At 60.0% G+C, this 12064-nt stretch carries 12 protein-coding genes; 4 read left to right on the top strand and 8 right to left on the bottom strand.

Features of this window, described 5'->3' with window-relative positions; translation table 11 throughout:
• Positions 1–5 precede the first annotated feature (5 nt).
• Genes E4P01_RS09705 through E4P01_RS09715 form a run of 3 tightly spaced genes read left to right on the top strand, consistent with a single transcriptional unit; the run spans position 6 to position 1860 of the window.
• On the top strand, positions 6–377 hold the full coding sequence (locus E4P01_RS09705) for a septal ring lytic transglycosylase RlpA family protein (RefSeq protein WP_005784798.1): 372 nt from the start codon (positions 6–8) through the stop codon (positions 375–377).
• Positions 378–436: 59 nt separating this feature from the next.
• Complete coding sequence (locus tag E4P01_RS09710) at positions 437–1483, top strand: calcium/sodium antiporter (protein ID WP_177327422.1); 1047 nt, start codon at positions 437–439, stop codon at positions 1481–1483.
• Positions 1480–1860, top strand: a complete 381-nt coding sequence (locus tag E4P01_RS09715; protein WP_032877796.1) for a carboxymuconolactone decarboxylase family protein — start codon at positions 1480–1482, stop codon at positions 1858–1860. Before E4P01_RS09710 ends, E4P01_RS09715 begins: the two co-directional genes overlap by 4 nt.
• On the opposite strand, the gene E4P01_RS09720 is transcribed toward E4P01_RS09715, so the two are convergent.
• The 5 genes from E4P01_RS09720 to kdgD all read right to left on the bottom strand — a co-directional run bounded on the left by E4P01_RS09720 (position 1857) and on the right by kdgD (position 8484).
• Positions 1857–2798 carry an AEC family transporter gene (locus tag E4P01_RS09720; protein ID WP_005784792.1) on the bottom strand — a complete coding sequence of 314 codons (942 nt, stop codon included), beginning with the start codon at positions 2796–2798 and terminating at the stop codon, positions 1857–1859. The two genes, E4P01_RS09715 and E4P01_RS09720, sit on opposite strands and share 4 nt — an antisense overlap.
• 174 nt (positions 2799–2972) lie before the next feature.
• Positions 2973–4526 (bottom strand): galactarate dehydratase, encoded by a 1554-nt coding sequence (garD, locus tag E4P01_RS09725; protein WP_005784791.1) that lies wholly within the window; start codon positions 4524–4526, stop codon positions 2973–2975.
• A gap of 10 nt (positions 4527–4536) precedes the next feature.
• Positions 4537–5901, bottom strand: coding sequence for an MFS transporter (locus E4P01_RS09730; RefSeq protein WP_005784790.1), 1365 nt, complete (start codon positions 5899–5901; stop codon positions 4537–4539).
• Between the two features lie 171 nt (positions 5902–6072).
• Complete coding sequence (locus E4P01_RS09735) at positions 6073–7518, bottom strand: aldehyde dehydrogenase family protein (RefSeq protein WP_216090744.1); 1446 nt, start codon at positions 7516–7518, stop codon at positions 6073–6075.
• Positions 7519–7572: 54 nt separating this feature from the next.
• On the bottom strand, positions 7573–8484 hold the full coding sequence (gene kdgD, locus E4P01_RS09740; protein WP_005784786.1) for a 5-dehydro-4-deoxyglucarate dehydratase: 912 nt from the start codon (positions 8482–8484) through the stop codon (positions 7573–7575).
• Between the two features lie 237 nt (positions 8485–8721).
• Here kdgD and E4P01_RS09745 point away from each other — a divergent pair, with 237 nt between their 5' ends.
• The gene (locus E4P01_RS09745) at positions 8722–9879 is read left to right on the top strand and encodes a hypothetical protein (RefSeq protein ID WP_032877800.1); all 1158 of its coding nucleotides are present in this window, start codon (positions 8722–8724) and stop codon (positions 9877–9879) included.
• A 138-nt stretch (positions 9880–10017) separates the two neighbouring features.
• Here E4P01_RS09745 and E4P01_RS09750 read toward each other — a convergent pair whose 3' ends face one another.
• The 3 genes from E4P01_RS09750 to E4P01_RS09760 all read right to left on the bottom strand — a co-directional run bounded on the left by E4P01_RS09750 (position 10018) and on the right by E4P01_RS09760 (position 11980).
• Positions 10018–10767 (bottom strand): FadR/GntR family transcriptional regulator, encoded by a 750-nt coding sequence (locus tag E4P01_RS09750; protein WP_032877801.1) that lies wholly within the window; start codon positions 10765–10767, stop codon positions 10018–10020.
• A 158-nt stretch (positions 10768–10925) separates the two neighbouring features.
• Positions 10926–11345 (bottom strand): ClpXP protease specificity-enhancing factor, encoded by a 420-nt coding sequence (locus E4P01_RS09755; RefSeq protein WP_005784780.1) that lies wholly within the window; start codon positions 11343–11345, stop codon positions 10926–10928.
• A 17-nt stretch (positions 11346–11362) separates the two neighbouring features.
• Positions 11363–11980, bottom strand: coding sequence for a glutathione S-transferase N-terminal domain-containing protein (locus E4P01_RS09760; protein ID WP_005784778.1), 618 nt, complete (start codon positions 11978–11980; stop codon positions 11363–11365).
• Between the last annotated feature and the right edge of the window lie 84 nt (positions 11981–12064).

Here is a 12064-nt window from a genome sequence, read left to right on the forward strand (position 1 = left end):
TGACAATGAAGCGTCTACTCGGCCTCCTGGCCTTGTCCTCCCTGCTGGCCGGTTGCGCCAGCGGTCTCATCGACCCCAACGGTTACGACGAAACCGGCACCGCCTCCTATTACGGCGCCAAACACCATGGCAAAAGAACCGCCAGTGGTGAACCCTTCAACCAGAACGCCTTGACCGCTGCGCATCGGCGCCTGCCCTTCGGTACGCGGGTCAAAGTGACCAATCTGAACAACGACCGATCGGTCGTGGTGCGCATCAATGACCGCGGCCCGCACACCCGTGGGCGCCTGATCGACGTTTCCCGCAAGGCTGCCGAGCAACTGCGTATGCTGGGCAGCGGCACCGCACGGGTTCGCGTGCAAGCCCTGAACAACTGATTGAGGCTGCCTTGAGTATTTTCGGATTGAACGCCCTTTCGCCCTGGAGCCTGCTCGAACTGGTCGGCGGCTTGCTGCTGTTGATCGTCGGCGCCGAGATCCTGGTACGCGCCGCCGTGCGCCTGGCGGCCAGCCTCAAAGTGCGACCGCTGATCATCGGCTTGAGCGTTGTCGCCTTCGGCAGCAGCGCGCCGCAGATGGCCGTCAGCCTGCAGGCCACGCTGGCCGGCAATACCGATATCGCCGTGGGTAGCGTTATTGGCAGCAGCATTTTCAATATCCTCGTCACCCTGGGCCTGTCGGCGCTGATCATTCCACTGCGGGTCTCACGGCAACTGGTGCGTGTGGATATCCCGGTGATGATCTTCGCCGGTCTGCTGGTGTTTATCCTGGCCGCCAATGAAGTGCTGACCCCGCTCGATGGTGTTTTGCTGCTGGTGGCGCTGGTAGCTTACCTTGGCGTGCTGCACCACCAGACGCGTCATTCACGCCGCCCGCGCACCCTGGACACCGTGGCCAAGGCACCCTGGTTGAGCAGCGCGTTACTGATGTTCGCCGGGCTATTGGTGCTGGTACTGGCCGGGCATTTGTTGCTGGGCGCCGCGGTGGAAGTGGCGGGCGACCTGGGCTTGTCGGAGCGCGTCATCGGCCTGACGCTCATCGGCGTGGGCACCTCGCTGCCCTGCCTTGCCACATCGCTGATCGCCGCCTTGCGCGGCGAGCGGGAAATTGCGGTGGGCAACGTGATCGGCAGCAACCTGTTCAACCTGCTGGGAGTGCTGGGCTTTACCGCGCTGGTGGCGCCGTCGCCGCTGTCGGTATCACCCAATGCCCTGGACTTCGATTTGCCGGTGATGCTCGGTGCCATCGTCCTGTGCCTGCCGGTGTTTTATACCGGCTACCGCGTGACGCGTATCGAAGGGCTGGTGCTGCTGGGGTTGTACCTGGCGTACGGGCTGCACGTAATGGCGTTCACCACCGGTATGCCCCTGGCCAACAAGCTTGAACAATTGATGCTGTATTACGTCCTGCCGGCGTTGGTGGCTTTGCTGTTGTTCACCTCTGTGCGCGCCTGGCACCGCCAACACAAGAGGGAATCGAAATGACCGATCAGAAAAAACCCGGAGTTGAGGTACGACGCCAAGTCATGGGCGATGCATTCGTCGACCGCGCCCTGGGTAATGCCACGGCGTTCACCCAGCCGCTGCAGGACTTCGTCAATGAACATGCGTGGGGCGCTGTCTGGAACCGCGAAGGCTTGCCGCTCAAGACCCGCAGCCTGATCACCCTCGCCGCCCTGACAGCCCTCAAATGCCCGCAGGAACTCAAGGGCCACGTGCGCGGTGCACTTAATAATGGCTGCACGGTAGACGAGATTCGCGAAGCGCTGCTGCATTGCGCGGTGTATGCCGGTGTGCCGGCGGCGATTGATGCCTTTCGGGCGGCGCAGGAAGTGATCGAAAGCTACCAGAAAGACGCCTAGATCCAGCCACCCGCCTGCAATACGAAAATCCCGATATTGGTGGTCACCGCCGCCATCAGCGTAGTGATCACGATAATCGCCGCCGCCAGCTCATGATTGCCTTGCGCCGCCCTGGCCATCACGAAGCTGGCCGCGGCTGTCGGCGCGCCGAAGTACAGGAACAGAATCCCCAGCTCCGGCCCGCGAAAGCCCAGCAACCAAGCGCCCAAGGTTGCGATCACCGGCAACCAGATCATCTTCATCAGGCTCGCACTCAACGCCATGTTGCCGCTCTTGCGCAGCGCGGCCATGGACAAGGTGCCGCCGATGCAAATCAACGCCAACGGCAGTGTGGTATCCGACAGGTACTGCAAGGACTTTTCGAACCAGCCGGGCAAGCTGATCTGAAAGTACGCGAACGGCGCAGCAACGATCACGCTGATGATCAGTGGGTTAGCCACCACACTCTTGAAAATGCTCCACGGGTCGGACTTGATCACCGGGCTGTACACCGCCAGCACAATGGTCGACAGCGTGTTGTAAAACAGGATCACCAGCGCCGCGAGGATTGCGCCCAGGGAGATCCCGTAGTCACCGTACATACTGGCGGCGAGCGCCAGGCCGATCACCCCGTTATTGCCGCGAAACGCACCCTGGGTGTAAATGCCCCGGTCTTCACGCTTGCAGCGAAAAATCGCCCAGCCCCAGGCCAAAGCAAAGCTCGCCAGGGTGGCGACGGCAAAATAGATCAGCAAACCCGGCTTGAGTGCCGCGTGCAGGTCGGCATGCAGGATGCCCAGGAACAGTAGCGCCGGCATGGTGACGTTGAACACCAGCGACGACGCGGTGTGGATAAAGTTGTCGTTGATCCAGTTGATGCGCTTGAGCAGCACACCCAGAAACAGCATGGCAAACACCGGCGCGGTGATGGTGAGGGTGGTAAGGAAGATTGCCAGCATGCCGGGGAGAACCTTGGTGGGCGTCGTTAGTTGGCTAATGATAAGCCATGCAGCCCGTGTCGTCTGGTCTACCGCTATCGGGAGCAAGCCCCCTCCCACATTTGAACGCATTCATTCTGTTGAAATGCGGACCAATGTGGGAGGGGGCTTGCTCCCGATGCAGGCGACTCGGTCTCAGGTAATCGGCGCCGGGTTGAACAGCGTGATGTCGTTATGCAACTTGTGATGCTCCGCCCACGTCTGCTTCCTGCCACTGGCCACGTCCAGGTAGAAGTGAAACAACTCCCAGCCCAGCTCCTCGATGCTCGCGCGCCCGGTGGCAATGCGCCCGGCGTCGATATCGATCAGGTCCGGCCAGCGCTGGGCCAGCTCGGTGCGGGTCGACACCTTGACCACCGGCGCCATCGCCAGCCCGTACGGCGTGCCACGCCCGGTGGTGAATACATGCAGGTTCATCCCTGCCGCCAGTTGCAAGGTGCCGCACACAAAATCACTGGCCGGGGTGGCGCAAAAAATCAGGCCCTTGCCCTTCAAGCGCTCGCCGGGGCCGAGCACGCCGTTGATCGCGCTGCTGCCGGACTTGACGATGGAGCCCAATGACTTCTCGACAATATTCGACAGCCCGCCCTTCTTGTTGCCCGGCGTGGTATTGGCACTGCGGTCTGCTTCACCCTTGGCCAGGTAACGGTCATACCAGTCCATTTCCCTGACCAGTTCCCGGGCAACCTCCTGGTTCTGCGCCCGGGAAGTCAGCAGGTAAATGGCATCGCGCACTTCAGTCACTTCGGAAAACATCACCGTCGCGCCGGCCCGCAGTAACAAGTCCGAGGCATACCCCAGCGCCGGGTTGGCGGTGATACCGGAAAACGCATCACTACCACCGCACTGCATACCCAGGATCAGCTCGCTGGCCGGCACGGTTTCCCGACGGCGCTGGTCGAGTTTCTTCAAGCGCACCTCGGCCAGCGCCATGATCTGCTCAATCATTTCGGTAAAGCCATGGCTGGAATCCTGCAGGCGATACAACCACGGCTCGCTCAAGTCCACCGAGCTGTCGTTATCGTGCATCACCTGGCCGGCCTGCAATTTCTCGCAGCCCAGGCTGATCACCAGGGCTTCACCGCCCAGGTTCGGGTTGCGCGCCAGATTGCGCACGGTGCGGATCGGGATATAGGCATCCGTCGCCGTAATCGCCACGCCGCAGCCGTAGCTGTGAGTCAGCGCCACCACATCATCGACGTGGGGATACTTGGGCAGCAACTCATCCTTGATGCGCTTGACTGCGTGGTCCAGCACGCCGGTGACGCACTGCACGGTGGTGGTGATGCCGAGGATATTGCGCGTGCCCACGGTACCGTCGGCATTGCGATAGCCCTCGAAGGTGAACCCCTCCAGCGGTGCCTGGGTTTCAGGCACCTCGGTGGACAGCGGCAAGCTGTCAAGCGGTGGCGCGGTGGGCATGCGCAGCTGATCTTCCTGCACCCAACTGCCACGCGGAATCGGAGCCAGGGCGTAACCGATGGTCTGACCGTAGCGGATAATCCGGCCGCCCTCGGGGATATCTTCCAGTGTGACCTTGTGGCTCTGGGGTATGAACTCCACGGTGACCAGGCCGTCGGGGAATTCGGTCCCCGCCGGCACACCCTGGTCGTTTACCACGATCACCACATTGTCGCGCTCGTGCAAACGGATCGAGCGCGGCGAGTCGGCATGTTCAATCAACTGCATCACACGAACCTCAGGAATGCGCTTGGGAAAGGTTGGTCAACTCAGGGCCTTTGGCGGGCGGCTCTTTGAGCACCACGCGCTTGATCGGGCCGACAATCACCAGGTAGCTGAACACTGCGACCAGCGCGTTGGCGCCGACGAACACCAGGGCCCATTTGAACGAGCCGGTAGTGCTGATGATGTAGCCAATGACAATCGGCGTGGTGATCGACGCCAGGTTACCGAAGGTGTTGAACAGGCCGCCACTGAGGCCGGCGATCTGCTTCGGCGAGGTGTCGGACACCACCGCCCAACCCAGTGCGCCAACGCCTTTGCCGAAGAACGCCAGGGCCATGAAGCCCACCACCATCCATTCGATGTCCACGTAATTGCAGGCCACGATACTGCTGGAGATCAGCAGGCCACCAATGATCGGCGCCTTGCGTGCAAAGGTCAGCGAGTGGCCTTTACGCAGCAGGTAGTCAGAGATCACCCCGCCGAGCACACCGCCGATAAAGCCGCAGATCGCCGGCAACGAGGCGATAAAACCAGCCTTGAGGATGGTCATGCCGCGATCCTGCACCAGATACACCGGGAACCAGGTCAGAAAGAAGTAGGTGATGCCGTTGATGCAGTACTGGCCCAGGTACACGCCGAGCATCATGCGGTTGGTCAATAACTGGCGAATGTAATCCCACTTCGGCCCATCAGTTTTCTTACCCTTGCCCTTGTCCTGATCCATGTCGACCATCGCGCCGTTGGCAGCGATGTGGTTGAACTCGGCCTCGTTGATCATCGGATGCTGGCGCGGGCTGTGGATAACTTTCAGCCAGATCAGCGAGAACACGATGCCGATCACGCCCATCACGATAAACACATGCTGCCAGCCGAAGCGGTAGACGATCCAGCCCATCAATGGCGCAAACAACACCGTGGCGAAGTACTGCGCCGAATTGAAGATTGCCGATGCGGTGCCGCGCTCAGCCGTAGGAAACCACGCCGCAACAATACGGGCATTGCCCGGAAACGACGGCGCCTCGGCCAGGCCCACCATAAAGCGCAACATGAACAGCGCCACTACGGCGGTGGAGACGCCGAACTCACCGACATAGCCTTGCAGCACGGTGAATAGCGACCAAGTGAAGATGCTCAAGGCGTAGATTTTTTTCGAGCCGAAGCGGTCGAGCAGCCAGCCGCCAGGAATTTGCCCGGCCACGTAAGCCCAACCGAATGCGGAGAAGATGTAACCGAGGGTGACCGCGTCGATGCCGAGGTCTTTTTGCAGGCTGGAGCCGGCGATGGCGATAGTTGCGCGGTCGGCATAGTTGATCGTGGTCACCAGAAACAGCATGAGCAGGATCAAATAGCGGACATGGGTCGGCTTGGTCGCTTGCATGAAGAGGTACTCCCACTAATTATTTTTTTTGCGGGTAATGATTTTTTGTTTTTCCTGTGGGAGCCGGGCTTGCCCGCAATGCAGACACCTCGGTGTGTCAGCAAGACCGAGGTGATGCTATCGCAGGCAAGCCAGCTCCCACATAAAGCCAGTGCCACAGGATGCTGCGTATTACGAGTCGATATAGCTGGTCTTCACCACGGTGTAGAACTCTTGCGCATAGCGACCTTGCTCGCGCGAACCGTAGGATGAGCCCTTACGGCCACCAAATGGAACGTGGTAATCCACACCGGCGGTTGGCAGATTGACCATCACCATCCCCGCCTGGGAGTTGCGTTTGAAGTGGTTGGCGTACTTCAGCGAAGTAGTGGCGATACCCGCCGACAACCCGAACTCGGTGTCATTGGCCATGGCCAGCGCCGCCTCGTAGTCAGCCACACGCACCACGTTGGCCACCGGGCCGAAGATTTCTTCACGGCTGATGCGCATCGCCGCTTCGCTGTCGGCAAACAAGGTCGGCGCCAGGTAATAGCCTTCGGTGTCGCAGGTCACCAGGCCGCCACCGCTGACCAGCCGCGCACCTTCGCTCTGGCCGATGTCGATGTATTTCATGTCCTGGTCCAACTGGGTCTGGGACACCACCGGGCCAATGTCGGTGCCGCTATTCAAAGCGTGGCCGACCCTGATCGACTTCATGCGCTCGGCCATGGCGGCGACAAACTGGTCGTGGATCCCCGCCGTGACAATCAAGCGGCTCGACGCGGTGCAACGCTGGCCGGTGGAATAGAACGCGCTCTGCACCGACAACTCCACCGCCTGCTTGAGGTCGGCGTCATCGAGGATGATCTGCGGGTTCTTGCCGCCCATTTCCAACTGCACTTTGGCCTGGCGCGACACACAATTGACGGCGATCTGACGACCCACGCCAACGGAGCCGGTGAAGCTGATGCCATCGACTTTCGGGCTGTTGACCAACACGTCGCCGACGACACGACCGCTGCCCATCACCAGGTTGAACACACCAGCAGGGAAACCAGCGCGAGAAATGATCTCCGTCAGGGCCCAGGCGCAACCCGGCACCAGCTCCGCAGGTTTGATCACCACGCAGTTGCCGTAGGCCAGGGCCGGGGCGATTTTCCACGCGGGAATGGCAATCGGGAAATTCCATGGAGTAATCAGCCCCACCACGCCAAGGGCTTCGCGAGTCACTTCAACGCTGACGCCCGGACGAACCGAGGGCACGTAATCACCTGAAAGGCGCAGGCATTCACCGGCGAAGAACTTGAAAATATTACCGGCGCGGGTCACTTCGCCGATGGCTTCGGGCAGGGTCTTGCCCTCTTCCCGGGCCAACAAGGTGCCGAGCTCTTCGCGACGGGCAAGGATTTCACTGCCGACTTTATCCAGCGCGTCGTGGCGCGCCTGGATACCGGACGTGGACCAGGCCGGGAAAGCGGCGCGGGCCGCGTCAATGGCCGCGTTGACTTGGGCCACGTCCGCTTTGGCGTATTCGCCGATGACATCGGACAAATCAGACGGGTTGATATTGGTGCAATAGTCGGCGCCGGTTACCCATTCACCGTTGATGTAGTTTTCGAAACGCTTTGCTTGGGACACAAATCTTCTCCTGACGCAAAAGGCCGCTGATTGCTCAGCGGCCTTGTGGATAATTTATTGCGCGCCTTGCTTGTCGATCAGCGCGGCCAGGGCTTCGTATTCTTCCGGCAACAGATCGGTCAGCGGCGTACGCACCGGGCCGGCGTCATACCCGACAATTTTCGCGCCGGCCTTGACGATGCTCACTGCGTACCCGGCTTTGCGATTACGGATGTCCAGGTAAGGCAGGAAGAAGTCATCAATGATCTTGTCGACGGTGACGTGATCTTCGCGGGCAATGGCGTGGTAGAAATCCATGGCGGTTTTCGGGATGAAGTTGAACACCGCCGAGGAGTACACCGGCACTCCAAGGGCTTTGTAGGCCGCGGCGTAAACCTCTGCAGTCGGCAGGCCGCCGAGGTAGCTGAATCGGTCACCCAGGCGGCGACGGATCGACACCATCAGCTCGATATCACCCAGGCCATCCTTGTAGCCGATCAGGTTCGGGCAACGTTCGGCCAGACGCTCCAACAGCGGCGCGGTCAGGCGGCAGACATTGCGGTTGTAAACCACCACGCCGATCTTGACCGACTTGCACACCGCTTCAACGTGGGCAGCAACCCCGTCCTGGCTGGCTTCGGTAAGGTAGTGCGGCAGCAGCAGCAAGCCTTTGGCACCGAGGCGTTCCGCCTCCTGGGCGTACTCGATGGCCTGGCGGGTCGAACCGCCCACACCGGCAAGAATCGGCACGCTGGACGCGCAAGTGTCCACGGCGGTTTTTACCACTTGGGAATATTCGCTGGCAGCGAGGGAAAAAAACTCACCCGTCCCACCGGCTGCGAACAACGCGGTGGCGCCGTAAGGGGCTAGCCATTCGAGGCGCTTGATGTAGCCCGCCTGGTGGAAGTCACCCTGGGCGTTGAAATCGGTCACCGGGAAAGACAGCAGACCGTGGGAGAGGATGGACTTCAGTTCTTGTGGATTCATTATTCGAACACCCTGGGCGAAGACTTTCTGAGGAAAGCGTTGTTGTTGGTTTTGATGATGTCGTACGTCATCGTACAACTATAAAAAGATTCGTCAACTGCAATTCGTTGAGCCTCCGCTCGCACCTGACGTGTGGATTGCAACTCTTGACGTAGGAAATTTCTCACCTATAGTAACTTTAGCTGTATATACATACAGTTAAAAAGGAAGATTCCCACGACATAGCAAGGAGCTAACATGTCAGGTCTTGAACTCGCAGTACCCGAGAAACTCCCGCCAACCCTGCGTTTTGAAGGGGGTGAACACACCGCCATCGGCGATGAAACCCTGCTGCGCTTCGCCAAGGACGCTGCGGCGATTCCTGCACACCAGGTGCAATTGCATCTGCCCAACGGGCTCGCGCTGACCTACGGCCAAGTGATCGCTTTGGGTGGCGATTTCTATGGCATCCCCGGCCAAGCCATCAGCGATGGCGCCTCTGCGGCCGAGCGCGTGCAACGTTTCACTGCAGCCTTCAACTCTCTCGCCGTATTACCCGCCTCACGGGAAGAGGCGCAGAAGATCCTGGCGGTGATGCAAAAGGAAATCAACGCCGTCAAGCAGGCGATCAAGGATGGCAAACAACCCCATGAAGCCTACGACGCACTGGGTGATACGTTGTCGGAGGAGTGGAACCGCATCACGGGTGGCGGCAGCGCTGTTTCGGCCCTGATTCCCTTGGGACGCTACCTCAAGCTGGCAGCGGACAATGCCGATCACTTCGGTGAGTGGGCCTTGTCCGCGTACCTGGCCGGTCACACGGCGGCGCTGCAACAAGCCGTTGTGGCCCACCAGACGGGTACCGACCAGGCCCTGGAACTGGCCTATGCGATGAACAGCTTCGCTGATCACTTCTTGACCGACCTGTTTTCTGCCGGGCACCTGCGAGTGCCGCGCAAACAGTTGGCAGCCGTTGTGACGCCAGGTGAACTGGGCTCGCTGATCAGCCGCTTCATGCACGACGAAGACAGCAAGTTCGGGCTCAAGGTGCGTAATGCCATGGGTGATCAGTGGCATGCCTACGGCGACAAGCGCTACTTCGACAGCATCGACGCCGATAATCGCGTGCAGGTAAAACGTGCGGTGCAGGCTTCGGCAGACGAAATCTTCGAAACCTTCATCAGCGGCGTCGCGCCCTCCCCGGCCAGCTTCAAGGCACCGCTGTATGTGCCCGACCTGAACGCCGCGCAAAACCCGGCGAATAACTTCTCGCCGTTGTTCAAGATGGAGGGGGACAAGGTGCTGCGGCGCAAGGACGTCAATGACCTGAACGACAAACACTGGACCAATGATTGGTGGGGGTGGAGTACGTACCTGTTGCTCAAAGACTACAAGCCCAATCAACCCGCCAGCTAAACAGGCCCGGTACTCCAGATAATGGAGATCAAATGTGGGAGCTGGCTTGCCTGCGAATGCACTGGTTCAGTAACAAACTCAATGACTGACACACCGCTATTGCAGGCAAGCCAGCTCCCACACGGGATATGGCAAACCTCAGCCGCGCTGCGCTTCTGCCTCTTCATGGGCATGGCGCAGCCGCTCACGGCTGTTGGTCAAATGCAGACGCATGGCCGCCCGCGCCGCATCCGAATCCTGACGGGCAATTGCCTCATAGATTTCTTCGTGTTCGCGACTCAGGCGGCTCATGTAATGCTGTTGGTCATCATGGGCCAAGCGCGCCGAATTCAAGCGGGTACGCGGAATGATGCTGGTACCCAGGTGGGTCATGATGTCGGTGAAGTAGCGGTTGCCGGTAGACAGTGCAATTTCCAGGTGGAAGGCAAAGTCTGACGCCACCGCATCGCCAGCGTGGGCCGCACTTTCATTCAGCGCATCAAGGGCCGCACGCATGGCGGCCAGTTGTGCATCACTGCGACGCAAGGCGGCAAGGCCCGCCGACTCTACTTCCAGGCTGATACGCAGCTCCAGAATCGCCAGCACATCACGCAAGGTCACCACGGTGGCCGGGTCAATGCGGAAACCGCTAGGGCTGGGCGTGTCCAACACAAAGGTGCCGATACCATGGCGGGTCTCGACCTGCCCCGCCGCCTGCAAGCGCGAGATGGCCTCGCGCACCACGGTGCGGCTGACGCCGTGGGCGTCCATGATCGCCGACTCGGTAGGCAGTTTATCGCCGCGTTTGAGCTGGCCATCGCGGATCTGCTCGGACAACACCGTGACCAATTCCTGGGCAAGGCTGCGGCGCTTGCGGGGCAGACGTGGAGCGGCGCTGGCGTTTTCCATGATGAACCATCTTTCTCGGCGAACTGAAGACCGCATCATAGCCCATGGTGGTTGTACGATCACCGTTGTGGCGCGACTTTCATCCATATCCTTCGCGCAAAAAAATGCCCCGACAAACGTCGAGGCATTTTTCAGAGGGGTCTGAAGGCAAAATCCGCCTACTTCACCACTTTCAAGCTCGGCCGACCGCTAGGACGCGGCGGCTCGCTGTCCGGTGGCGGTAGATCATCACCGCCTTCACCGTCGATCGTTTCGTCGTCCTCGAAAGGCGACTCCAGATCGAACACCATGCCTTGGCCATTCTCCCGGGCGTAGATCCCGAGGATGGCACCAATCGGCACGAACAGCGTATGTGGTACGCCACCGAAACGCCCTTCAAAGCTCACCGCTTCGTTGTCCATGTGCAGATGGCGCACGGCACTGGGCGATACGTTCAGCACGATTTGTCCGTCGCTGGCGAAACCCTGTGGCACATCCACCTTGGGAAACTCGGAATTGACCAGCATGTGCGGTGTGCAATCGTTGTCCACAATCCACTCATAGAGCGCGCGGACCAAATAAGGTCGACTGGAGTTCATCAACGGCTCCTTAAGCCTTAGCGCATATCGCGTTCGACACCAGACAGACTCGCCTGGAAAGCCTCACGCGCAAATTGGCGCTCCATGTAATCAAGCAGCGGCTTGGCCGGCCGTGGCAGTTCAATGCCCAGGATCGGCAAGCGCCAGAGTATGGGTAATAGGCAGCAATCCACCAGGCTTTGTTCCTCACTGAGGAAAAAAGGTTTATCAGCGAACAGCGGCGAAACACCGGTCAGGCTTTCGCGCAATTCCTTGCGCGCCTGCACCCGAGCGGCTTCCTTAGAACGCGAATCCAAAATGACATCCACCAGCCCGCACCAGTCACGCTGGATCCGATGGATCAGCAGGCGGCTGTTGGCACGCGCTACCGGGTACACCGGCAGCAAAGGCGGATGCGGGTAACGCTCATCCAAGTATTCCATCACCACGGTTGACTCCCACAACGCCAGGTCACGATCGACCAGGGTGGGCAAGCTGCCGTAAGGGTTCACTTCGATCAGTTTCGGCGGATGACGGCCCGCCTCCACACTGATGATCTCGGCGCTGACACCCTTCTCTGCGAGCACGATGCGTACTCGGTGGGAATAGTGGTCGGCGGGGTCGGAGTAACAGGCCAACCGATTGGTCACGCCCATGGCGGTCCTCCTCGCTTGTTGAAATTATCGAAAGCTCAAAAACGAGCGCGCCCAGAGAGCATCTCTGTAACGTCCGGTCAAACC

Origin of the sequence: Pseudomonas sp. NCIMB 10586, from assembly GCF_023127895.1 — a bacterium.
Taxonomy (GTDB): Bacteria; Pseudomonadota; Gammaproteobacteria; order Pseudomonadales; family Pseudomonadaceae; genus Aquipseudomonas; species Aquipseudomonas synxantha_A.

Excerpts from the sequence above, each read along its gene's own strand:
- E4P01_RS09705 (WP_005784798.1), top strand. The coding sequence starts at position 6 with ATGAAGCGTCTACTCGGCCTCCTGGCCTTGTCCTCCCTGCTGGCCGGT.
- E4P01_RS09715 (WP_032877796.1), top strand. The coding sequence starts at position 1,480 with ATGACCGATCAGAAAAAACCCGGAGTTGAGGTACGACGCCAAGTCATG.
- E4P01_RS09720 (WP_005784792.1), bottom strand. The coding sequence starts at position 2,798 with ATGCTGGCAATCTTCCTTACCACCCTCACCATCACCGCGCCGGTGTTT.
- garD (WP_005784791.1), bottom strand. The coding sequence starts at position 4,526 with ATGCAGTTGATTGAACATGCCGACTCGCCGCGCTCGATCCGTTTGCAC.
- E4P01_RS09730 (WP_005784790.1), bottom strand. The coding sequence starts at position 5,901 with ATGCAAGCGACCAAGCCGACCCATGTCCGCTATTTGATCCTGCTCATG.
- kdgD (WP_005784786.1), bottom strand. The coding sequence starts at position 8,484 with ATGAATCCACAAGAACTGAAGTCCATCCTCTCCCACGGTCTGCTGTCT.
- E4P01_RS09745 (WP_032877800.1), top strand. The coding sequence starts at position 8,722 with ATGTCAGGTCTTGAACTCGCAGTACCCGAGAAACTCCCGCCAACCCTG.
- E4P01_RS09750 (WP_032877801.1), bottom strand. The coding sequence starts at position 10,767 with ATGGAAAACGCCAGCGCCGCTCCACGTCTGCCCCGCAAGCGCCGCAGC.
- E4P01_RS09755 (WP_005784780.1), bottom strand. The coding sequence starts at position 11,345 with ATGAACTCCAGTCGACCTTATTTGGTCCGCGCGCTCTATGAGTGGATT.
- E4P01_RS09760 (WP_005784778.1), bottom strand. The coding sequence starts at position 11,980 with ATGGGCGTGACCAATCGGTTGGCCTGTTACTCCGACCCCGCCGACCAC.